This is a genomic window from Nocardia gamkensis NBRC 108242 (assembly GCF_001612985.1).
Lineage (GTDB): Bacteria > Actinomycetota > Actinomycetes > Mycobacteriales > Mycobacteriaceae > Nocardia > Nocardia gamkensis.
In genome coordinates, this window is record NZ_BDBM01000003.1 from 1 (window position 1) to 22787 (window position 22787).

The 22787-nt window shown below is 69.8% G+C and carries 22 protein-coding genes and 1 pseudogene; 11 read left to right on the forward strand and 12 right to left on the reverse strand.

The features are described from left to right. Positions 1-449, reverse strand: a pseudogene (locus NG1_RS01575) (cytochrome P450); the annotation flags it as partial. Positions 450-749: 300 nt separating this feature from the next. Here NG1_RS01575 and NG1_RS01580 point away from each other — a divergent pair. From NG1_RS01580 to NG1_RS01610, 7 genes are all read left to right on the forward strand, one after another. Then, positions 750-2219, forward strand: a complete 1470-nt coding sequence (locus NG1_RS01580) for an aldehyde dehydrogenase (RefSeq protein ID WP_062967248.1) — start codon at positions 750-752, stop codon at positions 2217-2219. A 33-nt stretch (positions 2220-2252) separates the two neighbouring features. Then, a complete protein-coding gene (locus tag NG1_RS01585) occupies positions 2253-3005 on the forward strand; it encodes an SDR family oxidoreductase (protein WP_040866630.1) in 753 nt (250 codons plus the stop codon). Continuing rightward, a complete protein-coding gene (locus tag NG1_RS01590; protein ID WP_062967250.1) occupies positions 3002-3880 on the forward strand; it encodes an NAD(P)-dependent oxidoreductase in 879 nt (292 codons plus the stop codon). The genes NG1_RS01585 and NG1_RS01590 overlap by 4 nt, the downstream gene beginning before the upstream one ends. After that, positions 3877-4281, forward strand: coding sequence for a carboxymuconolactone decarboxylase family protein (locus NG1_RS01595; RefSeq protein WP_062967252.1), 405 nt, complete (start codon positions 3877-3879; stop codon positions 4279-4281). Before NG1_RS01590 ends, NG1_RS01595 begins: the two co-directional genes overlap by 4 nt. 14 nt (positions 4282-4295) lie before the next feature. Then, positions 4296-5765 (forward strand): FAD-dependent oxidoreductase, encoded by a 1470-nt coding sequence (locus tag NG1_RS01600; protein WP_062967710.1) that lies wholly within the window; start codon positions 4296-4298, stop codon positions 5763-5765. Positions 5766-5796: 31 nt separating this feature from the next. Continuing rightward, the gene (locus NG1_RS01605; protein ID WP_062967254.1) at positions 5797-6375 is read left to right on the forward strand and encodes a TetR/AcrR family transcriptional regulator; all 579 of its coding nucleotides are present in this window, start codon (positions 5797-5799) and stop codon (positions 6373-6375) included. Positions 6376-6480: 105 nt separating this feature from the next. Further along, the gene (locus NG1_RS01610) at positions 6481-8067 is read left to right on the forward strand and encodes a GMC family oxidoreductase (RefSeq protein ID WP_062967256.1); all 1587 of its coding nucleotides are present in this window, start codon (positions 6481-6483) and stop codon (positions 8065-8067) included. 22 nt (positions 8068-8089) lie between these two features. Here the strand turns inward: NG1_RS01610 and NG1_RS01615 are convergent, their stop codons facing one another. Further along, positions 8090-8437, reverse strand: a complete 348-nt coding sequence (locus NG1_RS01615; RefSeq protein ID WP_062967258.1) for a DoxX family protein — start codon at positions 8435-8437, stop codon at positions 8090-8092. Between the two features lie 93 nt (positions 8438-8530). Between NG1_RS01615 and NG1_RS01620 the strand changes: the two genes are divergently transcribed. Beyond that, the gene (locus NG1_RS01620) at positions 8531-9403 is read left to right on the forward strand and encodes a sigma-70 family RNA polymerase sigma factor (protein ID WP_062967260.1); all 873 of its coding nucleotides are present in this window, start codon (positions 8531-8533) and stop codon (positions 9401-9403) included. An 18-nt stretch (positions 9404-9421) separates the two neighbouring features. Here the strand turns inward: NG1_RS01620 and NG1_RS01625 are convergent, their stop codons facing one another. The 3 genes from NG1_RS01625 to NG1_RS01630 are packed head-to-tail and all read right to left on the reverse strand — an operon-like array spanning position 9422 to position 11017. Then, complete coding sequence (locus tag NG1_RS01625) at positions 9422-10387, reverse strand: helix-turn-helix transcriptional regulator (protein WP_062967262.1); 966 nt, start codon at positions 10385-10387, stop codon at positions 9422-9424. Between the two features lie 9 nt (positions 10388-10396). Next, positions 10397-10528, reverse strand: coding sequence for a hypothetical protein (locus NG1_RS38740; RefSeq protein ID WP_281218022.1), 132 nt, complete (start codon positions 10526-10528; stop codon positions 10397-10399). A 12-nt stretch (positions 10529-10540) separates the two neighbouring features. Continuing rightward, positions 10541-11017 carry an HAD-IIIC family phosphatase gene (locus NG1_RS01630; protein WP_062967264.1) on the reverse strand — a complete coding sequence of 159 codons (477 nt, stop codon included), beginning with the start codon at positions 11015-11017 and terminating at the stop codon, positions 10541-10543. Between the two features lie 356 nt (positions 11018-11373). Between NG1_RS01630 and NG1_RS01635 the strand changes: the two genes are divergently transcribed. Further along, entirely contained in the window at positions 11374-12594 is a 1221-nt protein-coding gene (locus tag NG1_RS01635) for a PucR family transcriptional regulator (protein WP_062967267.1), read from the forward strand. Positions 12595-13258: 664 nt separating this feature from the next. Further along, a complete protein-coding gene (locus tag NG1_RS01640; protein WP_439956377.1) occupies positions 13259-14620 on the forward strand; it encodes a phosphatase PAP2 family protein in 1362 nt (453 codons plus the stop codon). On the opposite strand, the gene NG1_RS01645 is transcribed toward NG1_RS01640, so the two are convergent. From NG1_RS01645 to NG1_RS01675, 7 genes are all read right to left on the reverse strand, one after another. Further along, positions 14536-16023 carry an AMP-binding protein gene (locus tag NG1_RS01645; protein WP_084498629.1) on the reverse strand — a complete coding sequence of 496 codons (1488 nt, stop codon included), beginning with the start codon at positions 16021-16023 and terminating at the stop codon, positions 14536-14538. The two genes, NG1_RS01640 and NG1_RS01645, sit on opposite strands and share 85 nt — an antisense overlap. After that, positions 16016-16618: an energy-coupling factor transporter transmembrane component T family protein gene (locus tag NG1_RS01650; RefSeq protein ID WP_062967271.1), complete on the reverse strand. Its 603-nt coding sequence runs from the start codon at positions 16616-16618 to the stop codon at positions 16016-16018. The genes NG1_RS01645 and NG1_RS01650 overlap by 8 nt, the downstream gene beginning before the upstream one ends. Beyond that, a complete protein-coding gene (locus tag NG1_RS01655; RefSeq protein WP_062967273.1) occupies positions 16615-17295 on the reverse strand; it encodes an energy-coupling factor ABC transporter ATP-binding protein in 681 nt (226 codons plus the stop codon). Before NG1_RS01655 ends, NG1_RS01650 begins: the two co-directional genes overlap by 4 nt. Next, positions 17292-18419: a thiolase family protein gene (locus NG1_RS01660; protein ID WP_062967275.1), complete on the reverse strand. Its 1128-nt coding sequence runs from the start codon at positions 18417-18419 to the stop codon at positions 17292-17294. Before NG1_RS01660 ends, NG1_RS01655 begins: the two co-directional genes overlap by 4 nt. Continuing rightward, complete coding sequence (locus NG1_RS01665) at positions 18416-19537, reverse strand: class I adenylate-forming enzyme family protein (RefSeq protein ID WP_062967277.1); 1122 nt, start codon at positions 19535-19537, stop codon at positions 18416-18418. The genes NG1_RS01660 and NG1_RS01665 overlap by 4 nt, the downstream gene beginning before the upstream one ends. After that, positions 19530-20114: a biotin transporter BioY gene (locus NG1_RS01670; RefSeq protein WP_174315389.1), complete on the reverse strand. Its 585-nt coding sequence runs from the start codon at positions 20112-20114 to the stop codon at positions 19530-19532. The genes NG1_RS01665 and NG1_RS01670 overlap by 8 nt, the downstream gene beginning before the upstream one ends. Positions 20115-20209: 95 nt before the next feature. Then, positions 20210-20965, reverse strand: a complete 756-nt coding sequence (locus NG1_RS01675; RefSeq protein ID WP_281218024.1) for an NUDIX hydrolase — start codon at positions 20963-20965, stop codon at positions 20210-20212. A 76-nt stretch (positions 20966-21041) separates the two neighbouring features. Between NG1_RS01675 and NG1_RS01680 the strand changes: the two genes are divergently transcribed. Further along, positions 21042-22778 carry a DUF3556 domain-containing protein gene (locus NG1_RS01680; protein WP_062967714.1) on the forward strand — a complete coding sequence of 579 codons (1737 nt, stop codon included), beginning with the start codon at positions 21042-21044 and terminating at the stop codon, positions 22776-22778. Positions 22779-22787: the final 9 nt, after the last annotated feature.

Sequence of the window (22787 nt, forward strand, 5' to 3'; positions counted from 1 at the left end):
AACTCGGAGATCACATCCATCGGCAACTTGCCCGCGACCTCATCGATCCAGTCGAACGAGCCACCGGCCAGCGCCGGTTCCAAATACGACAGCGTCAGCTCCCGGATCCGCACTTCCATCTCCGCGACCCGCTTCGGCGTGAACCCCTTGAACACCAGTCGCCGCATCCGCATATGCCGCGGATCGTCCATCGCCAGAAACGACATCACCCGATGCGCATGCGGCCCCCACGCCGCCGGATCCAACGACACTCCATTGGCACTCGACAAACGCACACTGTCCCGAAACGCCGCGACCACATCCGCGTGCCGCGACAACGCCCAGAAGCCCAAAGCCGCATTGTGATACAGCGGCGCCTCGTCTCGCAGCCGCCGATACGTCGGATACGGGTCCTCGTGAAACCCATAGTCATACGGATCGAACGTCACCGGTTCCACCGCGGCGGTCATCGTCCACACTCCGAAACCGATAACACGTTCCGCCTCGCGGCAGCGTGCCGCAACCGGGGCGAAGACAGATAGCTGGACATGTGTCTGGACAGTACCACTGCCCCACTGTTCCCGACAATGCCCCTCGGAACACCAACCGTTTCGCCGTGCTGCACTCGACCCTCTCGCGCACACCCGGCCGGAGCACACCCCTTCCCGCTCGGCCCCGTCGAGAATGGCAGAGTTAGAACCTGTTATTGCCACGGATCGACGTCCCAGACTATATTCCGTACACGTGTCCAGACAGTATCGGAGTAATCCATGAGCAGCCTTCTGCCCGCCGACGGGTCCCGCCTGCTGATCGGCGGCAAGCTGGTCGAGGGCGCCGACGGTGTCTTCGCGACGGTGAACCCGGCGACCGAGGAAGTCCTGGGCCTCGCCGCCGACGCGAACGCGGCCGATCTCGACGCGGCCGTCGCCGCCGCGCGCACCGCGTTCGACGAGACGGACTGGTCGCGCGATCACGCCTTCCGCGCCCACTGCCTCGAGCAGTTGCGCACCGCGTTGCAGGCCCACGTCGAGGACCTGCGCGAGATCACGATCGCCGAGGCAGGCGCCCCGCGGATGCTGACCGCGGGCCCGCAGTTGGAAGGCCCGGTCGCCGACCTGGGTTACGCGGCCGGACTCGCCGGAACCTACGACTGGGAAACCGATCTGGGCGTGGCCGAACCGATGGGCATCAAGACCCGCCGGTTGCTGCGCCGGGAGCCGATCGGCGTGGTCGGGGCGATCACGCCATGGAACTTCCCGCATCAGATCAATTTCGCCAAATTGGGTCCCGCGCTGGCGGCGGGGAACACCGTCGTGCTCAAACCCGCCCCCGACACCCCTTGGTGCGCGGCGGCGGTCGGCGCCGTCATCGCCGAGGAGACCGACATCCCGGCCGGGGTCGTGAATATCGTGACCTCCGCCGACCACACGCTCGGCGCCCGGCTGACCGCCGACCCGCGCGTCGACATGATCAGTTTCACCGGCTCCACGGCCACCGGCCGCGCCGTCATGACCGGTGCCGCAACGACTTTGAAGAAGGCGTTCCTCGAACTGGGCGGCAAATCGGCGTTCATCGTGCTCGACGACGCCGACATCGCCGCGGCCTGCTCGGTCGCGGCGTTCTCGGTGTGCGTGCACGCCGGCCAAGGCTGCGCGCTGTCCACCCGGCTGCTGGTCCCGCGCGCCGCCTACGACCAAGCGGTGCAGGCGGCCGCGGCCACGCTCGGCGGGATCAGGCCGGGCGATCCCACCGACCCGCGCACGGTGTGCGGGCCGCTCATCTCCGAACGCCAGCGCGCCAGGGTCGAACGCTATGTCGACATCGCGCGCGCCGAAGGCGGGCGGATCGTGGTCGGCGGCGGGCGGCCGACCCGGCACGAACGCGGGTTCTTCGTCGAACCCACATTGATCGCGGACGTCCCCAACAGCTCGACCGTCGCCCGCGAAGAGATCTTCGGCCCGGTGCTGGTGATCATCCCGCACGACGGCGACGAGGACGCCGTCCGCATCGCCAACGACTCCCCCTACGGCCTGTCCGGTTCGGTCTGGGGAACCGACCCCGAGCGCATCCGGCGCGTCACCGAACGCGTGCGCACCGGGACGCTGGGCGTCAACGGCGGGATCTGGTACTCCGCCGACGTCCCCTTCGGCGGCTACAAGCAATCCGGCCTCGGCCGTGAGATGGGCATCGCCGGTTTCGAGGAGTACCTCGAGACCAAAGTCATCGCCACCGCGGTCTGACCGCCGCGGGACAACACAGAGGAGCTGAACTCCATGGCCCGTTTCACGGGAAGATCCGCCATCGTCACCGGCGCCGCTCAGGGCATCGGCGCCGCCTACGCGCAGGCGCTGGCCGCCGAAGGCGCGAACGTCGTCGTCGCCGACAAGAACGCCGAGAGCGGCGCGGCGGTCGTCGAGAAGATCGTCGCCGACGGCGGCACCGCGGTGTTCGGACAGGTCGACGTGTCCGATCCCGACTCCGCCACCGCGCTGGCCGATCTCGCCGTCGCCGAGTTCGGCGGCATCGACCACCTGGTCAACAACGCCGCCATCTACGGCGAGATGAAACTGAACCTGCTGCTGACCGTGCCGTGGGACTACTACCGGAAGTTCATGAGCGTGAACATGGACGGCGCGCTCGTCATGACCCGCGCCGTCTGGCCGCACATGTCCAAGCGTGGCAGCGGATCGATCGTCAACCAGTCCTCCACCGCCGCGTGGCTGTATTCCAGCTTCTACGGCCTGGCGAAAGTCGGCGTCAACGGGCTCACCCAGCAACTGGCCTTCGAACTGGGCGGGTCGAACATCCGCGTCAACGCCATCGCGCCGGGACCGATCGACACCGACGCCACCAAGGCGGTCACCCCGGAGGTGATCGTCGACGACATCGTCAAACGCCTGCCGCTCAAGCGGATGGGCACGCCGCAGGACCTGGTCGGCGCCTGCCTGTACCTGCTGTCGGACGAGGCGAGCTGGGTCACCGGGCAGATCTTCAACGTCGACGGCGGACAGATCGTGCGGTCATGAGCGCCCGCATCGGATTCCTCGGCCTCGGCAACATGGGCGCGCCGATGGCCGAGCGCCTGCTGCGATGGCCGGGCGGGCTGACGGTGTGCGACACGCGGCCCGAGGCGGTCGAGCCGTTCCTCGCGGCCGGGGCCGAAGCGGTCGCCTCCGCAGCCGAACTCGCCGGGCAGGCGGCGGTCATCTCCATCACCGTGGTCAACGATGCCCAGGTTCGCGACGTGATCACCGGTCCGGAGGGCATATTGCGCACCGCCGCGGCCGGCACCGTGGTCGCCGTGCACTCCACGATCAGCGATCGCACCGCCGAAGAGCTCGCTGCGGTCTGCCGCGACCGCGGCGTCGAACTGGTGGACGCGCCGATCAGCGGCGGCGCGCCGGGCGCGAAACGCGGCGCGCTCGCGGTCATGGTCGGCGGCAGCGACGCGGCGTTCGAGCAGGTGCGCGAACCGTTCGGTTGCTTCGCCGATCTGATCGTGCACGCCGGGCCGGTCGGCGCGGGCACGCGCATGAAACTGGCCCGCAACCTGTTGCACTTCGTCTCCTTCACCGCCGCCACCGAGGCGCAACGCCTGGCCGAGGCGGCAGGTCTGGACCTCACCGCGCTCGGCAAGGTGGTGCGCCACTCCGACGCGGTCACCGGCGGGCCCGGCGCCATCATGCTGCGCGAGACCACCGCCCCGATCCAGGACGGCGACTTCTGGCTGCCGATCCTGCGGCACGTGCGCGAGCTCGGGGAGAAAGACCTCGGTCTCGCCCTGGAATTGGGCGAACGGCTCGGCACCGAGTTGCCGCTGGCCGCACTCGCCATCGACCGGCTCGGTCCCGGACTCGGCGTCGGTACGGGCACCTTCGCATCGGAAAGGCAAACTTCATGAGCGACAACGGTTCCGGCGACACCGTGCGGCAGCGCGGTCTGGCCAAGATGGCCGAGGTCTACGGCACGGAGTTCCAGGAATACCCCGGCGCCCACTTCGCCGTCACCGCCGACCACCTCTTCGCCGACATCTGGTCGCGGCCCGGACTCACCATCCGCGACCGCAGGCTGCTGCTGCTCGGCGCGCTGGCCGCGCAGGGCGCGATCGACACCGCGGGCATCCAGATCGGGGCCGCGCTGCGCAACGGCGAACTCACCGAAGACCAGCTGCACGAGATCGCGGTGTTCCTGTGTCACTACGTGGGCTGGCCGAACGGCAGCAAACTCGACATCCTGGTGGGCACGATTGTGGCGCAGCAGAAGAAGGCCGCCCGCGCGCAGTCCGCGCCCGCCGAGCAGTGAAGGACTCGTTGACCATGTCTGACGCCACCACCATTCGCCCCCTGCGCGCGAGCCGGGTCGAGACCTGGGACCACCGGGCCGACGTCGTCGTCGCCGGATACGGCATCGCCGGGGTCTGCGCCGCCATCGAGGCCGCCCGCGCGGGTGCGGACGTGCTGGTCCTGGAGCGTACCGGCGGCTGGGGTGGCGCCGCCGCCCTCGCGGGCGGCTTCATCTACCTCGGTGGCGGCACACCGCTGCAACGGGCCCTCGGTTTCGAGGACACGCCGGAGAACATGGAGACCTTCCTGCTCGCGGCGCTCGGCCCCGGCGTGGACAAGGCGAAGATCGCCGACTATTGCCGCGGCAGCGTCGAGCACTTCCAGTGGCTGGTGTCCTGCGGCGTGCCGTTCCGCGAGGCGTTCTGGGGCGAGCCGGGGTGGGAGCCGCCGCACGACGAAGGACTGATGTACTCCGGTGGCGAGAACGCCGCGCCCTTCAACGCGATCGCCGAACCCGCTCCGCGCGGCCATGTTCCGCAGATGGCCGACAAGCGCACCGGGGAGAAGGGCGGCGGCTACATGCTGATGAAGCCGCTGGCCGACACCGCGGCAGCGCTGGGCATCCGGGCGGAGTACGACATGCGGATCGGGCGGCTGATCGTCGACGACGACGATCGGGTGGTCGGGGTGCTGGCCCGCCGCTACGGCAAGCCGGTCGCCATCCGCGCCGAGCGCGGCGTCGTGCTGGCCACCGGCAGTTTCGCCTACCACAAGGAGATGATCGAAGGATATGCGCCGCGACTGATCGGCAGGCCCGCCGCGGCGATCGAGGAACACGACGGCATCGGCATCCGGCTGGCGCAGGCGCTCGGCGCGGAGCTGGCGCACATGGACGCGACCGAGGTGGCGTTCTTCGGGGATCCGCAGCTGCTGGCCCGCGGCATCCTGGTCAACGGGCGCGGCCAGCGTTACATCCCGGAGGACACCTACCCCGGCCGGATCGGCCAGGCGACGCTGATCCAGCAGGACAATCAGGCGTTCCTGGTGATCGACGAAGCGTCCTACGAGGAGGCGCTGACGACCGAGACCTCCACGCCGTTCTTCCGCCAGCCCCCGACCTGGGTGGCGGAGACCATCGCCGAGCTGGAAGCGGAGATGGGCCTGCCCGGCCAGGCGTTGCAGGCGACCGTGGAGTGCTACAACCTGCACGCCGCCGACGGCGCGGACCCGGTGCTCGGCAAGAAGCCGGAATGGGTGCGCCCGCTGCGCGGACCGGTGGCAGCCTTCGACATGCGCGGCTTCACGGCCGGTTTCACCCTCGGCGGACTGCGCACCGACCTCGATTCGCGGGTGCTGCACGTCTCCGGAGAGCCGATTCCGGGATTGTTCGCGGCAGGCCGGTGCACCTCCGGCCTGTGCGCGGGCGGCTACGTCAGCGGCGCGTCACTGGGCGACGGCAGCTTCTACGGGCGCCGGGCCGGCATCGCGGCGGCCAAGAACTGACCCGCCCCGGCCGCTAGTAGGATCCAGACACATGTCCGAACCCGATTCCGTCATTCTCGAGGCGACCCGCCGCAGGCTGTCCGGCAAGCAGGCCGACACCGTCGACAAGCTGACCCGCGCGGCGGTGGAAGTGCTGGCCCGGGAAGGATTTGCGGGCATGACCATCCGGATGGTCGCCGCGGCGGCCGGGGTCGGGACGGCCACCGCGTACACCTACTTCTCGTCCAAGGAGCATCTGGTCGCGGAGATCTTCTGGCGGCGGCTGGTCGCGTCGCCGTCGCCGGTCAGCGAGGACGAGGATCCGACCGTCCGGGTGATCGCCGAGCTGCGGAACATCGCCATGCTGGTGGCCGACGAGCAGGAGCTCTCCGGCGCGGTCACCAGCGCCCTACTCGGCCGCGATCCGGACGTGGAGCATCTGCGCGGACGGATCGGGGCCGAGATCCGCAAGCGGATCATCCGCGCGCTCGGTCCGGATCCGGACCCGGATGTGGTCGAATCGCTGGAATTGCTCTACGCGGGCGCGCTGGTGCGGGCGGGCATGGGTTACGGGTCCTACTCCGAGATCGCCGACCGCATCGAGACCTCCGCGCTGCTGATCCTGCGATAGCGCGGACTTCGCCGCACGACTTCCCGCCGGGTTGCCCGAAATCGGCCACGCGACGCGGGCATGCTCGTATCTTTGCCGTAGTCGGTGCAGATCGGAGTGGGAACAGTGCAACCTGGTGAGCTTTCCGCGGACTACGTCGTCGTCGGCTCGGGATCGGCGGGCGCGGTGGTGGCCAATCGGCTCAGCGCCGATCCTGGCACCACGGTGGCGTTGCTGGAAGCGGGCCCGCCGGACAAGAACAAGTTCGCGCACATCCCCGCCGGGTTCGCCAAACTGTTCCGCTCCGAGGTGGATTGGGACTACCTCACCACGCCGCAACCGGAACTGAAGAACCGCGAGATCTACTGGCCGCGCGGCAAGATGTTCGGCGGCTCGTCCTCGATGAACGCCATGATGTGGGTGCGCGGATTCCGGGCGGACTACGACGAGTGGGCGCTGCTGGCGGGCGAGGAGTGGGGGTTCGCGGCGGCGGTCGAGCAGTACCGCCGCATCGAACGTGTGGAGAACGCCCAGTACCCAGACGAAGGCACCGAGGGTCCGCTGCACGTCTCCCGTCAGCGCAGCCCGCGCGGTCTCACCGCCGCCTACCTGGCCGCGGTGCAGGAGGCGGGCTACCAGGTGGAGCCGCCCAACCGTCCGCAGCCGGAGGGGTTCAGCGAGACCATGGTCACCCAGCGCGCCGGCCGCCGCTGGAGCACCGCCGACGCCTATCTGCGGCCGGCACTGCGTCGTCCGAATCTCGCGGTGCGCAGCGAGGCGCTGGCCACCCGGGTGCTGTTCGACGGCACGCGCGCGGTGGGCGTGGAGTACCGCCACGGCGGCGGCACGCACACGGTGACCGCGCGGCGTGAGGTCGTGCTGTGCGGCGGGGCGATCAACAGCCCGCAACTGCTGATGCTCTCGGGCATCGGCGATCGCGACGAACTGGCCCGCCACGGCATCGAGGTGCGCCACCACGCGCCGGAGGTCGGCGCGAATCTGCAGGATCATCTCGTCGCCGGCATCGGCTACGGCGTCGCGGGCGATTCGCTGTTCGGCGCCGAGCGGCCGCGCCAGCTGCTGGCCTACCTGATCCGCCATCGCGGCATGCTCACCTCGAACGTCGGCGAGGCGTACGGGTTCGTGCGCAGCAATCCGGATCTGGAGTTCCCGGACCTGGAGCTGGTGTTCGCGCCCGCGCCGTTCTATTACGAAGGACTTCAGGACCCGACCGAGCACGGGGTGATCCTGGCGACGGTGCTGCTGCGCCCGCAGAGCCGAGGACGGATCACCCTGTCCGGCGCGGACCCGTCCGCCAAACCCGTGATCGATCCGCGCTACCTGTCCGACAGCGCAGGGGCCGACCGCGCCGCCATCATGGCCGGATTGCGGGTGTGCGCCGCCATCGCCGCGGAGCCGTCGATGAAGGCGGTGCTCGGCCCGCTGATCTACCCGCCGCAGGCGCCCGCGGAACCGGAAGCCGTGCTCGAACTGACGCTCAACTCCTACGCCCACACGCTCTACCATCCGGTCGGCACCTGCCGCATGGGCACCGACTCCGCCAGCGTCGTCACGCCCCGGCTGGAAGTGCGTGGCGTCCAAGGGCTTCGGGTGGCCGACGCCTCGGTGATGCCGCTGCTCATCCGGGGCCACACGCACGCGCCCGCGGTGTTCATCGGCGAGCAGGCGGCCCAGTTCATCCTCGCGGCGTAGTGCCACGCGCGTCGCGGCGCCTCTACGCCGCCACGGACAGTCCCAGCGATGCGGCCGCCAGGGCCAGGTATGGCAGCGGGTAGCCGATGTGCGTGTACTGCCGCGCACGGACCACTGTCACCACCGCGCCGACGAAGTAGCCGACCAGCCCGGCCGCCGCGGCAACCGCGATCGGCGGGACCGCCAGGCCCACCAGCAGCCCGGCCCCGCCGACCGCTTTGACGACCGCGAGAGGCGTCAGCCACGACTGCGGAACGCCGTAAGCGCGCATGTTCGTCCGCACCCACTCGGCGCGGACCACGTCTATACCCGCCGCGAGCAATGCGGCCGCGGCCGCCAGCACGGTGGTGACGACGTAAGCGATGTCCATGGCAATACCCTTTCGTCAGGTGGCGCGCCCGGTCACCTGGGCGCTGTCCGATCCGTCATCTCGATGACGGACCATGGAGCGGAAAGGTGACCGATGCCCACCGAAGACGGTTTCGCGCGGGAATTCCAGGCCCAGCGCGGCCACCTGCACGCGGTCGCCTACCGCATGCTCGGCTCACCCAGCGAGGCCGACGACGCGGTGCAGGAGACCTGGCTGCGGCTGGCCCGCCACGACGTCGAGGACGTACGGAACCTGCCGGGCTGGCTCACCACCGTCGTGTCCCGGATCTGCCTGGACCTGCTGCGCGCCAGGGCCGCGCGGCGCGAGGAACCGCTCGACCACTCCGCCGTGCTGGAAAGCGGCGCCGACGAGAACGAACCGGAGCACGAGGCAGTCCTGATCGACTCGGTCGGCCGGGCACTGTTGGTGGTGCTGGACCGGCTCGGCCCCGACGAGCGGGTCGCGTTCGTCCTGCACGACCTGTTCGCGGTGCCGTTCGACCAGATCGGGCCGATCGTCGGACGCACGACGCCGACCACCAAGAAGCTGGCCAGCCGGGCTCGCCACCGCGTGCGGGATGCCGATGCCACCCCCGAACTCACCGCGCAGCGGCATGTCGTCGACGCGTTTCTCGGCGCGGCACGCGACGGCGACCTCGACGCGCTCCTGGCCGTCCTTGCGCCCGATGTGGTCCGCACGGCCGACGCCGCCGCGCTTCCCGCCGGAGTGGCCACGACCGTACGCGGCGCGGCCTCGGTGGCCGAAGAGACCGTGCTGCTCCGGCGGCGTGCACAGGTGGCGGCGCTCGCGCTGGTGGACGGTCACCCGGGCGTCGTGGTCGCGCCGCACGGCAGGCTGCTGCTGGCGCTCACCGTCACGGTGCTCGGCGACCGGGTGGCGGGATACCGGGTGATCGCCGACGCGGCCCGGCTGCGCGGCCTGTCGATCAGCCTGCTGCCCGGCTGATTCCGGATGCCCTCCGGTTCAGGACGTGGGCACCGGCTCACGCGCGTCGCCCGGCAGGGCGCGTTCCGCCGCTCGGCGCCGCCGGAAGTCCCGCGGCGTCTCACCGAAGCGCGCCTTGAACGCCGCGGAGAACCATGCCGGGGTGAACCCGGCGCGGACCGCCAGCGCGCTGATGGGATCGTCCCCCCGCGCCGGGTCCTCGAGCAGGTCGCGTGCGGCGCGCAGGGCTTCGTCCCGCCGCACGTCGCGGTAGGTGGTGCCGGCCTGCTGCAGTACCGCGCGCAACTGCCGGGGCGACCAGCCCAGCGCGTGCGCCACCGCAGGCAGGCGCACGTCACTCCGGCCGACATTGGCTCTCACGTACTGCCGGATCTGCGCGACGACATGGGCGTGATGGGTTCGCTGCGGACCGGTCTCGCCGAGCGAGATCAGGCTGAGCAACTCCGCGATCCGGTCGCAGACCGCGTTGAACTCCAGGTCGGACAGATTCGCCTGTTCGTCGTGGGTGCTGCGGATCATGGCCTGGGTGATCCGGCCGAGTCCGGAGTTCAGGTCGATCGTCATACCGCGTTCGGCGAGCGGTCCCGCGCGATGGTCCAGTTCGGCACGGGGCAGCTGGAACGCGTAGGCCGACAACAGCGGGATGTGGATCTGGCACAGATCGTCGAGCGCGGTCACCGCCGCCTGTTCGGGTCGCGCTCGCGTCTCCTCCCCGCGATAGCGCACCGAGTACACGCCCCGCTGGGGGACGACGACCCAGTAGAAGTCGTCACAGGGACCGTGGCGGATGTTCGTCCGGGTGCGGTAGGAGGTACTGGTTCCCCGCTGCTCCCAGCGCAACAACCGGTAGACGGCCGACTCCTGAACCGTCAGTCCCGAATACCATCGATCCGGATCGCCGTAGCGATAGTCCATGGGAACGAAGCTGTTGGCGATCTCGGTCCACGATTCGGCATCGCTCGCGGTTACGCCATAGCACTTCATGGTGACAACCTATCGCCGCCGATTCACCGATACCGCATTGTCCATCAACACGATACGACTCCAGCGCGCCTCCTCGCGCAGCTGGGAAGCCTCCGGTGCGGTCACGCGATCCCGCAGGCCGGGCGCGTATTTCATGGTCACACCGCGCTCGTCTCAGCGCGCGGGCACCCTGGCGAACCCGAGCGGCGGCGTGGGAGCGGGACCGGTGCGCAACACCGGGCGGAAGTCCGGCAGCACCGGCAGGACATCGGCGTTGCGGGCGGCGTAGCAGCGCACGGCGGGCAGCGCACGGGCGACCTCGGCGCGCTCCACCGGCTCGTGGTCGATGAAACCGATGGCCTCCGGCCCGAGTCCGAGGGTGCGCCCGATCCGCACGATCGCCGAAGACTTAGGGCCCCAGCCGATCTCGATGGCCGAGAACATCTCGTAGACGCCGTACCGGTACAGCTTGTCCAGCGTCCACTCGCGCTCGCCGCGGCTCGCCACGGCATGCCAGATCCCGCGCTCGCTGAGCACGCGCAGGGTGCGCAGGGCGGCGGGTCGCAACGCGCCGACGGTCGCGTCGCACACGGCGCCGTCCCACAAGGTGTTGTCCAGTTCCCAGACAAGACATCTCAGAGCCGGTGTCATCGCCCTGCCCCTATCGTTGCGTCCGCACTGCCTTTCCGCCGTGGCGTGCGCGACGGATGGGCACTGCACACCATCCAGGACACGACACGTGCCGGACAAGACCCTCGTTACATGGCCATGCCCGGCGCGGGTGATCCTACCGGCATGTCCGTCCGCGCTCGCGGCGACGACCGAACCCGGCGCCGCTCGCCGCGGGGTCGGTGGCCGCGGTCCGGCCCGGTCCTGTGACCGCTCACAACCCCGCACCGACCGGTCCCTCCCAGCTCTCACAGAACCGGTCGATCGGGTCCGCGAAGGAGATCTACCGATTAGTGTGAATGCGCTGCACACCAATCGTGGGCGGAAGGGAGTCGCCAATGTCCGTCGACAGTTCGGCCCGGCCGAGCCTGACCCTGTCGGGGAAGCCGATGTCGTCCCCGCTGAAGGATGTCCGCGGGCTATCGCGTCAGATGGTCGGGCACTTCGTCGAGAACGTCATCCCGTGCGGGACGCTACCGGGTGACGCGATCGCCGGCGACGTCACCACCATCACCCGGGTCTGCCTGGAGCTGGCGGTGAGCATGCTCGACGGGAAGGACCTTCCGGAGAAACTCCAGCGGCTCGGTGACGCGGCCGCGGGGTGGGCGCGGGAAGGGGTGCCGATCGACACCATCCACCACTCGATCCACGAAGGCTTCAAGATGGGCCTGGACCTGGTGGTGTCCGACGCGACGATGAAGGACTACGACGATCTCGTCGACGGCGCCAAGATGGTCGTCGAGATGCTCGACATGATCAACTCCGCTGTCTCCATGGCATACGTCCGCGAGCTGCGCGCGGTGGTCAGTGAGCACCACACCGCCGTGCACACGCTGACCTCCGCGCTGCTCGGCGGGCACAGCACCTCCACCATGGCGCGCGAGTGCGGCATCGCCATCGCGTCGTCGTACGCCGTTCTGGCCGTGGCGATCCCGCCGCACCGCGAGGAACACAACCCGATGGTGGACGGCAAGGTCGTCGCGCGCCGGAAACTGCGCCGGGTCCAGGCCGAACTGGCCACACGCTGCGGCGAGGCCGTGCTGTCGCTGCTGAGCGTCGACGGCGGCACGGTGCTCATCCCGTCCGGCCATCTGGACAACGAGCAGTTGGACGCGCTGGTCACCCAACTGTCGCACGCCGCGCAGGTGGGCGTCACCGCGACCATGGTCGAGGCGACTCCCGAGAAGATCCCCACCGCCGCCGATCAGGCGCACGAACTGCTCGATATGGTGCAGCGATTGCAGGCGGTGGCCGGGCTCTACCGCTTCGATGAACTGGCACTGGAATACCAGCTGACCAGACCCGGGCCGGGCCGCGAGTATCTCGGCTCGCTGCTGGACCCGCTGGACGCGCATCCCGAGCTGCTGGAAACGCTGCAACGCCACATCGGCAACAACCTCAACCGGCAGCGCACGGCACGCGTGCTGCACGTGCACACCAACACCGTGGACTACCGGCTCAAGCGGATCGGACAGCTCACCGGTTTCGACCCGTCCCAGCCGTCGGGCCTGTGGTACCTGCGCTCGGCACTCGTGGCCCGCACCTATCGCACGACCTGATCATTCGGCCCCGATCGTCGCGGTTCCCGGCCCGCGAGCGCGGGACCGCGGCGATCTCCGGCGCGACATGCTCTCCGTCCGGACAAGCTCGCCTGCGTCGAGAATGCGAGGTACTCCCCTGTGTCGCGCCGCTCGTTCCCGTGCGCGGGAACGACAGCGCTGGTCGTTGTGGGTTCACCCGTCGGCGATTACCGTGGGCGGCGAGTCGCGAAGGCCGGTGGCGAGACCACACTGCCGGCGGTCGCCGCACAGCTGGAGCGGATTCGTCCGTGGCAACGGCACGCTCCCCTCGGCGACGAGGCGATCCGTTGAGCGACCGCTACGCCTGAGCGGCCCCGGGGCTCCCACTGGTCTCCGCCCACAGCGCCGTGGTTTCGGCGGGTGCGGTGTCGAACCTTCCGGCGGCGGCGCACATCGACAACGCGGTGTGCCCGCCCGCCTCTCGGATAGCCGCGGTCGAACGGGAATGCCTCCAGCACACCTTCCCGGGGCGGCAGCACAGTCATCGCGGGTGTCCGTGCACAGCCCCCTTCGCGATTTCAGCGCCCGTCGTTCCGGTTGATCCGGCCGCGCATCGCACGCCCTCCGGCACGGCGCCCGTCGGCGTGTAGGCATCTCCCCGTACATGCGTCGTTAATGTCGTGTTTACGATGTCTCGGTGCTTGTGAACGACGTGCGAGGGAGCTTGACCCCACCGGGCGAGCGAGTGGGTATCGAAGAGCTCCGAGAGCGTCGGTTCCGGCCGGTGGTCGTGTGGTGCGGTATCGCGGCCATCGTGCTCGCGCTGGTCGGTGGTGAGCTGATGGCCGCGCACATCGGGGCGCTGGGGCCGCTGACCAGCCTGCTGCGGGACTACGCCGGAACGCCGAAATCGGCGACCACGCCGTGGGCCGGGTTCCTGCTGGCGTTGGTCGGGATCACGGCTCGCGCACGGGTCGGCGCCGTCGCCGCGGCGATCGCCATCGACCTGGTGTTCGTTCTGATCAGGGCGGCCGAGGGACGGCCGTTCACCGTCGGCAACGGTCCGACCCTCGTGCTGACCGCACTGGCGGTGATCGCGTTCGTGCGGTGGGACGAGCAGCGACGCCGCACGGCGTTGCGCACCATCGCCTTCGGCGCCCTGCTGATCTGCGCGACGAAGGTCAGCGAGATCTGGTTGGACATCACCGCGTGGGCCTGCCCGATGGTTCTCGACCCGTACGTGCAAGTCGCCGACCGCGCTCTCGGCAGCCCGTCGTGGCTGGTCGGGCACGCGCTCGACGCGGCGGGACCGCTGGCCACGGGCGTGGTGCGCTGGGTGTACTTCGAGCTGCCGCTGGCGGCCGTGCTGGTCGCGGCGTGGCAGTTGCGCGGCGTGACGACCGGTGCGTGGCCACGGCACTACCTGGTGCGAACGTTCCTGACACTCGGAGTCGTCGGGCCGATCTGGTATGTGGTGTTCCCGGTGGTGGGGCCGGTGCTCGCGTATGGACCGCAGGGGCTGGGTTTCGAGATCGTCGACGTCTGGCCGAATGTCGTTCCCGCGGTACCGTCCTCACTCGAAGCGCTGCGCTTCGACGGCATCACGCCGCGCAATTGCATGCCCTCGCTGCACACCGCCTGGGCACTGTCGCTGTTCATCCACTCCCGGAGCGGCCCGCTGTGGTTGCGCTGGGGCGGCGCGTTCTGGCTGGTGTGCACGCTCATCGCGACACTCGGCCTCGGCGCCCACTACGGCGTCGACCTGATCGTGGGCGCGGCACTGTGCCTGACCGTCGAATCCGCGCTGCGCGAACCCGACCGGGGCTGGGATCGCCCGCGCGTCCGGATCGTCGCCATGGGGGTCGCGGTCTGCACCGGTGTGCTGCTGTGCATTCGGTTCCTCGCCGCGCAGATGGCGGCGTACCCGATTCCGTCCGGAATCGCGCTCGTTGCTTCGCTCAGCGCGCTGGCGATCATGTTCTACACCACGTGGTTCGGCGCGTCATCGGTCGAGCCGATACAGGCGAGCCCTTGTCCATCGGAGCGAAGCGCCGACGGTCGGTGATCGGCCTCGGCAGCGCGGCCGCCACGACGGTGCGCGGCCAGCGTCGAGGCCAGCGCGGCACGATCCAACTTGCCCCGCGGGGTGCGCGGCAGGCTGTCCACGACCAGTACCTGCACCGGCATACTCGGACTCGGTAAGGTGGCGCGCAGCCGCCGCCAGATCTCCTCGGCGCCCGGTGCGGCCGCGCCAACCACGATCGCCGCCGCGGGCGCCTCCCCCATGCGTGCGTCGGGCACGCCGACGCACGCGGCCTCGGCGACACCCGGTATCGCCATGAGCGCCGCTTCGACAGCGGCGGGTTCCACATTGAGACCGGCCCGGATCAACATGTCGCTGTCCCGGCCGAACAGCCGCAGCTGGTTGCCGATCACCTCGCCCCGGTCGCCGACCGTCATCCACCCGTCCACCGGACCGCCGACCACACCGTCCTCGGTGAGATAGCCGTCGAAGAGCATGTCACTGCGCACGTACACCAAGCCGTCGCGAACGCGCGCCCGGACACCGTGGAACAGTTCACCCGCCGACTTCTCGTCCGTGCTGCCGAGCCCGCGATCGAAGGAGACGAAGCTCAATTCGGACGCACCGTAGAAGTGCACGAGCGAGGCGTTCGGCAAGACCTCCTGCAACGCTTCCCGGCCCGTGCGCGGCCACCGGGCCGCCGAGGACAGCACTTCCCGGACACCGCCGAACCGGCCGGTAGCCGCCCGCACCACGTCCCCCGCGATCGTCGGCACCGCATACAGATGCGTCGCACCGTCTTTCAGCGCATCGCCCACCGGCCGCAGATCGACCGTCGCGCCCCGGCTCAAGGCGTGCAACGCGCCGTAGAGGAAATGGGTGTGGTCCAGCACACCGGGCACCGAGACCCGGTCACCGGCGCCGATGTCGAATGTTCGGTCGGAGCGATCCGATGTCGTGGCCCACGACCGTTGGTCGCGCACGAAGAGTTTCGGTTCGCCGCTGGTGCCGGAGGTGATGCCGACCAACAGTTCGGCACCCGGCTCCACCCGGCCCACCGCACCATCGGATTCCAGTGTGGCGGCGGTCCGCACGATTCCGTCGTATCCCAGCCGCCGTAATCGCCGGTGCTGCTGCGGCGCGGCCACGACGGCTCCCGGCTCGGCGAGCGCGAGTACCCGGCTCAGCTGGGCGGGCAGCAGATGACGATGCAGCAGCACGACGCTCACCCCGGCGTACATCGCCGCCGTCACCGCCACCAGCGATTCGACATCGGAGGTGGGGAGCACGGCCACCCGGCGCATGCCGCCGAGCCCGGCCGCGACCCGAACGACCTTCGACCAGAACCGCTCGTAATCCACCCGCTCGCGTCCCGAGATCACCGCCGACGCGGCCGGGTTCGCGGCGGCCTGCCGGGCGATCCGCGCGGCGAGCAGTTCAGTCATCGTCCACCCCTCGTGCCGCGAGGGCGTCGCCCATCGCGTCGGCCGTCCGCAGCGCCCGCACCAGCACCGGGGTGACCAGCGCCGTCATAGACCATTGCAGGCCACGCGCGCGCCGCGCCTCGGCGACGTCGTGCACGATCCCCGCCAGCAACGGGACACACCGGATGGCCAGCGCCAGCAGCAGGCCGATCCGCTCCGGATCGACACCGGCCCTGCGTAGCGGCCCGAGCCACCGGGTCACGGCGTCGAGCATGTCGGTCACCCGCGTGGTGAGGGTGAACAGCGCCGCGAGCGCCACCGAGACCACCAGCGCCCCGCACACCACCGCGGCTCGCGCGGGCGAGGTGATCAGCACCTGGAAAACGGCGATGAGCAGCAGCATCCACACCAACGGACGCAGTTGTGCCAGCGCGACGCGCCAAGGGATCCGGGCCACCGCGAACAGGACCGCCACCGCCCCCGCGGCGGCCAGCACCTGGAGCGGAGTCCGCGCGAACACCGTGGTGGCCAGGATCGATCCGAGCAGCAGCACCAGCTTCACCCCGGCCGGTATCCGGTGCAGCGGCGAATCGCCCGGACAGTACAGGCCGATCATTCGACCGCTGCCCGGTATGCCGCGACGGCGCCGCCGGGTGTTCCGTCGAACGCCACGGCGCCGTCATCGATCACGATGACGCGTTCGAAGCTCGCCAGCAACGACAGCTGATGGGTCACGACGATCACCTGCTGATCCACGTTGTCCAGCGCGTCGGCGACGACCCTGGCGTTGCGCAGGTCCAGCAGCGTGGTCGGCTCGTCCGCCACGATCACCTCCGGCCGCCGGATGAGAACGGCGCCGAGGGCGAGCAGCTGTTTCTGGCCGCCGGACAACAGATGTGCGGGGTGCTCGGCGTGGCCCGCGAGCCCGAACCGTTCCAGGATCTCCTGGACGCGCGCCGCGATCTCCTGCTTACTCGACCCCGACCGCCGCAGGGAGAAGGCGAGATCCTCGGCGACCGTGGGCATCACGATCTGGGTGTCGGGGTCGGTGAAGACGAACCCCACCTTCCGCCGCACCTGCGCGCCCTTGCGGGAGGCGTCCACGCCGTCCACCGTGACCGTGCCGGAACTCGGCGTCAGCAGGCCGTTGATCATGCGCGCCAAGGTCGATTTGCCGGAACCGTTGGACCCGATGATGCCGACGCGGCGCTCGGTGATCCGCAGGTCGATGTCGCGCAACACCTTCCGCTCACCGAAACGGTGGTGCACCGAGTCGAAGACGATCTCACTCATGACACTCGCTCCACGAGCACGGCGATTCCCTGCCCGCCGCCGATAGCGCAGGCCGCGAGACCGAGCGCCGGGCCGTCCGCCCGCAGCATCCGACTCGCCAGGCGCACCAGCAAGATGGCTCCGGACGCCCCCCACGGGTGTCCCATCGCGATGGCACCCCCCTGCGGGCAGATCGTGGACTCGTCGAGGCCCAATTCGTCCGCCACCGCGAGCACCACCGAGGCGAACGCCTCGGTGATCTCGATGACGCCGAGGTCCGCCACACCGGCGCCGGTCCGGCGCAGCAGTTTCCGGATCGCGGGCACGGGCCCGAGACCGGGAAACGCGGGATCGGATCCGGCGACCGCGCAGCCGAGGATGCGCAATGCGGGCAGCCCGGCGGCCATCGACTCGCTGGTGACCGCCATGACCGCGGCGCCGTCGGAGATGCCGCAGGAATTGCCCGCGGTGGCCGTGCCGTCGACGCCGAAGCTCGGGCGAAGGCGCGCGAGCCGGGCAGTGGTCATGCCCGCGCGGATACGTTCGTCGCGGTGCACGTCACCGATCGGCACGATCTCCGCGGAGAAGTCGGCGGCCGCGGCGAGCGTGTGTGAGCGGGCCGCGTAAGCGTCCTGCCGTTCCCGGCTGATGCCGCGCGCTCGCGCGAGATCGTCGGCGGCCGCGCCCATGTCCGGATCCGGAAAGCCCGGTGGTGCGAAGGGAGCCCGCGTGTACCGCACGGGCTCGGCGCCGGCCACCGGCGGCCAGAAGCGCCACGGAGCGGTACTCGCCGATTCGACGCCTCCGGCGAGGATCAGTTCGTCCGCGCCGCTGCGCACCCGCAACGCCGCCTGCATCACCGCGTCCAAGCCCGACCCGCACTGCCGATCCACGGTGACGCCAGGGACGTGCACCCCCAGCCCCGCCCGCAGTGCTGCGACCCGAGCGGGATCGCCGCCGGGTCCCAGGCAATTGCCGAGCACCACGTCGTCCACGTCCGCGTCCACGCCCGCGCCGCGCAGCGAGGCCAGCACGTCGCGCAGGACCGGAGCGGCGAGGTCGGTGACGGTCAGGTCCGCCAATCCATGTCCCGCGTTGCCGATCGGCGTGCGGCGCGGCGCTACCAGAACGGGAACCGGGCTCATGTCAGCAAGTCTTTCAGCCTGCCCCTGGCGACCTTTCCCGCGGCGGTTCGCGGCAGCGCGGGCAGTGGCACCCACCGGCGCGGCATCGCCTCCTTGGCCAGCACGCGACGCGCTCGCACCCGGATCTCGTCGAGTCCCGCGCCGTCGTCCAACTGCACTGCGGCCGTGACGGTTTCACCGAAAACGGCATGGGGCGAGCCGATCACGGCCACCGCGACGATGCCGTCGAGCGATTCGAGGACGCGCTCCACCTCCTCGGCGACCACGGTGGTGCCACCGACATTGATCGCGCAGTCGCCCCTGCCCAGGACGGTCAGCTCGCGATCGGGGCCCAGTTCGGCCAGATCGCCGACTCCGAACCAGTCGGGCGCGCCGAGCACACGGTAGGGCGATCGAACGAAGAGCAGTCCGTCGCGCACTTCGGCCTCGACTCCGTCGAGCAGCCGCATCGGCTCGGGAACGCGGCGTGCCGCCACCAGCGAGACCTCCGAGGACCCGTAGTACTCGACCACCTCCACCTCGCCGGCCGCCGACAAGGCGCCATCGTCCAGCGCGATGCCCGCGACGATCGCCGTACGCAGGCGCGGGCAGGTGCGCACCACCGCACGCAGTACCGCGGGAACCGCGTGCACCACCGTGGCTCGCGCCGGATCGTCGGTGACGCACGCGCCGCGCCACAACGCGTGCAGTGCGCCGAACAGGTGCATGGTCGCGTGCAACGGCCCGGTGATCAGGACGCGGTCGGCCGGTTCGACGCCGGTGAGCGCCGTGAACGCCGGAAAGCTGTCGTACCAGGAGGCGGCCGTTCGCGCGAGCGGCCTGGGACGGCCGGTCGAGCCCGAGGTCGCCACCAGCAAGAACGCCGCCGGCGGTATGCCCGTCCGGTGCGGGCGGGCTTCGGGATTCTCCACGAAGACCGGGATACCGCGCCGTGCCGCGGCGCAGACGCAGACCAGCGCGTCCGCGACGGGTAGGGCCGACGCGTCGTAGACGGCCGCGTCCGGATCCCGGGCGATCCATCGCTCGATGGCCCGGTCGAGTTCGCGGTAGGTGTAGGCGTGGCCGTCGAAGTCGAGGGCAGGCGCGTCGCCCGCGCCGCCGAGTTCACGGCTAGGCACGGATCACACCGGGATACGCGCGGTGCACTCCTTTGGCCACGACGCTCGCGACGACGACTTTGAGCAGGTCACCGGGAATGAACGCCCAGTTGGTGGTGATGGCCGCTCCGACCCCCAGGTCGGTGCGCAGCAGCAGGCCCACCGCGCCGAACAGGTAGATGATCAGCAGACCGCCGATGGCGTTGATCAGCAGACCGAGCGCGATCGGGTATTTCGGCAGGATGCGGGCGGTGCACAGTCCGATGAACAGCGCCGCGGGGACCCAGCCGATCAGGTACCCGGCACTGGGACCGGCCAGTGCCGTCAGACCGGTACGGCCGCCGGACAGCAGCGGCAGGCCGATCATCGTGAGCGTCAGGAAGACCACGACCGCGGCCGTCCCTTTGCGTGCGCCGAGCACCGCACCCGCCAGGATCACACCGAGGGTCTGCACCGTGATCGGCACACCACTGAACCCGACCGTGATGGCGCCCGGCAAGCCCAGCGCCGCGATCAGCGCCGCGAAGACGGCGATCTGCGCCATGTCCCGCGCGGAAATACCGACCCTCGGCTCCCGAGAGTCCTCGACACCCTCCACGACAACCCTCCGCATAGAACTTGAACGACGTTCAAGGTAGCAGGCCCGAGATGCTCCCGCGCCGTGGACCTCCCGCGCCGGACCTGGCAGGAGGCCTACCGATGCGTCCAATCGGGCTGGGTGAAGTGAGCGACTCGGGCCGCAGCAGGCGCTGTACCGAGCAGGACGACTTCGCGGAACTGCCACAGCAGTGCGCCCGTCGGTGCGTGGATGGTCATCTTCGGGCCGAGCCGCATCTGCAGCAGGCCGGCTTCGTCGGCAGGCGCGGCATCGTCGCGCAGTTCCGCCTGCCGTACCGCGTCCTCGGCCCGGACCCAGCGCGGGGTGTCCTCGGCGGCGAGCCGGGCGAGGTCGACCAGGTGCACCGAGTGGACCTCGTCGGGGTTCGGCCGCAATCGCGTGGCGTCGGTCAGCACCAGAACGAGAGGTGTGATGGTGAAGCCGGACGCGGCGGGAAAGTCGTCGAGCGCGCCGAGCAGATCTTCGGGACGCGCGCGCAGCCCCAATTCCTCGTGCAGTTCACGCAGGGCCGCTTGTTCCGCGGTCTCGCCTTCGTCCAAGCGGCCACCGGGCAATCCCCACTGTCCCGCGTTGCGGCCACGGTAGGCCCGCTTGATGACGATCACCGCCGGCGGACCATCGGGCTCTTCGACCACGCACAACACCACCGCCGCGCGGCGCACACCGGGCGCGTCGGCGACCTCGATGCGCGGGAATCCCGCCAGCCGGGAGGTCGCGAGCACGCGGAATTCGTCGATGCTCCTGGGCAGCGGCGCTTTCGGAGTCGGCTCCATGGCCTCGATCTTGCCCGAACCGGACACGAGGGGCGACGCGGGAGTCGTTGACAGCAAATGCCGCACCTGTCACCGTATCGGGAACCTCGGGGCCCCGGCCGTGCCCCGGGCGTTCGCGATCGGAGCGTGCTTGATGGGGTTTCTCGAGCCCGACCTGCCCGTGGTCGACCTGGCGGAATGGAGCAAGGGCACGCGCGGCGAGCGCATCCGCCCCATGGCCCGGCACTGGGCCGAAGTGGGCTTCGGGACACCCGTGGTGCTGCACCTGTTCTACGTCGGCAAGATTTGCCTGTATGCGCTCGGCGGCCTGCTGGTCGCACTGACCACCGCGGGCATCGACGGATTCACCGACATCGGCGCCTGGTGGACGGAACCGATCGTCTTCCAGAAGATCGTGCTGTACACGCTGCTGTTCGAAGTGGTGGGGCTGGGCTGCGGCTTCGGCCCACTCAACAACCGATACTTCCCGCCGCTGGGCTCGATCCTGTATTGGCTGCGCCCCAACACTATTCGGCTGCCACCGTGGCCGGATCGGGTACCGCTCACCAAGGGCGACAACCGCACCCCGGTGGACATCGCTTTGTACGCGGCGCTGCTGACGACGACAACGGTCGCCTTGCTGTCCGACGGCACCGGCCCGATCCCGGAACTGGACACCACCGTGGGATTGTTGCCGCACTGGCAGGTCGCGGCGATTCTCGGGCTGCTGGCCGTCATCGGCCTGCGCGACAAGGTGATCTTCCTGGCCGCCCGGGGCGAGGTCTACGCCACGCTCACCGTCGCCTTCCTCTTCCCCGGAGCCGATTCGATCGTCGCCGCGAAAGCGGTTTTCGTCGTGATCTGGATGGGCGCGGCCACGTCGAAACTGAACAAGCACTTCCCTTTCGTGGTCTCCACGATGATGTCCAACAGTCCGGTGTTCCGGCCGAAACCACTCAAGCGCGCGTTCTTCGAACGCTTCCCCGACGATCTGCGGCCAGGGCGGTTGTCCCGCGTGTTCGCCCACGGCGGCACCATCATCGAGATGTGCGTTCCGCCGGTGCTGTTCTTCTCCCACGGCGGGTGGCCGACCGCCGTCGCGGCGTTCGTCATGGTGTGCTTCCATCTGGCGATCCTGACCGCCATTCCGATGGGCGTGCCGTTGGAATGGAACGTCTTCATGATCTTCGGCATCGCCGCGTTGTTCGTCGCGCACGCCGACCTCGGCCTGAGCAGCCTGCGAAATCCGGTACCGGTCGCAGTGCTGTTCGGCGTGGCCGCGAGCATCGTGATCGCCGGGAACCTGTTCCCGCGCAAGATCTCCTTCCTGCCGGGCATGCGCTACTACGCGGGGAACTGGGACACCACGATGTGGTGCATCAAACCCTCGGCCGCGCAGAAGATCGGCACGAGCATCGTCGCCATCGCGAGCATGCCGCAGGCGCAGTTGGAGCGGTACTACGGAAAGGACCGCGCGCAGATTCCGATGTACCTGGGATACGCCTTCCGAGCCATGAACACCCACGGCCGCGCACTGTTCACGCTCGTCCACCGCGCCATGCCGCCCGGCCGCCAAGACGAGTACACCGTCACCGACGGCGAACGCATCTGTAGCACCGCCGTGGGCTGGAATTTCGGCGACGGCCACATGCACAACGAACAACTCATCGCCGCGATGCACCGGCGCTGCCACTTCGAACCCGGCGAAGTACGCGTGGTCCTGCTGGACGCCCAGCCGATCCACAAGCAGACCCAGCAATACCGCCTCGTCGACGCGGCCACCGGCGAATTCGAACGCGGAGAGGTGAAAGTCGCCGACATGGTCACCCGCCAGCCCTGGGCCGACGATGTACCTGTGCGGGTGCACTACAGCGCCAGTGACCCGGGCTAGCGATTCACC

Coding starts and splice junctions, on each gene's coding strand:
- NG1_RS01680 (WP_062967714.1), top strand. CDS start 21,042: ATGGGGTTTCTCGAGCCCGACCTGCCCGTGGTCGACCTGGCGGAATGG.
- NG1_RS01595 (WP_062967252.1), top strand. CDS start 3,877: ATGAGCGACAACGGTTCCGGCGACACCGTGCGGCAGCGCGGTCTGGCC.
- NG1_RS01620 (WP_062967260.1), top strand. CDS start 8,531: ATGCCCACCGAAGACGGTTTCGCGCGGGAATTCCAGGCCCAGCGCGGC.
- NG1_RS01580 (WP_062967248.1), top strand. CDS start 750: ATGAGCAGCCTTCTGCCCGCCGACGGGTCCCGCCTGCTGATCGGCGGC.
- NG1_RS01645 (WP_084498629.1), bottom strand. CDS start 16,023: ATGACTGAACTGCTCGCCGCGCGGATCGCCCGGCAGGCCGCCGCGAAC.
- NG1_RS01590 (WP_062967250.1), top strand. CDS start 3,002: ATGAGCGCCCGCATCGGATTCCTCGGCCTCGGCAACATGGGCGCGCCG.
- NG1_RS01655 (WP_062967273.1), bottom strand. CDS start 17,295: ATGAGTGAGATCGTCTTCGACTCGGTGCACCACCGTTTCGGTGAGCGG.
- NG1_RS01635 (WP_062967267.1), top strand. CDS start 11,374: ATGTCCGTCGACAGTTCGGCCCGGCCGAGCCTGACCCTGTCGGGGAAG.
- NG1_RS01605 (WP_062967254.1), top strand. CDS start 5,797: ATGTCCGAACCCGATTCCGTCATTCTCGAGGCGACCCGCCGCAGGCTG.
- NG1_RS01585 (WP_040866630.1), top strand. CDS start 2,253: ATGGCCCGTTTCACGGGAAGATCCGCCATCGTCACCGGCGCCGCTCAG.
- NG1_RS01660 (WP_062967275.1), bottom strand. CDS start 18,419: ATGAGCCCGGTTCCCGTTCTGGTAGCGCCGCGCCGCACGCCGATCGGC.
- NG1_RS01600 (WP_062967710.1), top strand. CDS start 4,296: ATGTCTGACGCCACCACCATTCGCCCCCTGCGCGCGAGCCGGGTCGAG.
- NG1_RS01630 (WP_062967264.1), bottom strand. CDS start 11,017: ATGACACCGGCTCTGAGATGTCTTGTCTGGGAACTGGACAACACCTTG.
- NG1_RS01615 (WP_062967258.1), bottom strand. CDS start 8,437: ATGGACATCGCTTACGTCGTCACCACCGTGCTGGCGGCCGCGGCCGCA.
- NG1_RS01650 (WP_062967271.1), bottom strand. CDS start 16,618: ATGATCGGCCTGTACTGTCCGGGCGATTCGCCGCTGCACCGGATACCG.
- NG1_RS01625 (WP_062967262.1), bottom strand. CDS start 10,387: ATGAAGTGCTATGGCGTAACCGCGAGCGATGCCGAATCGTGGACCGAG.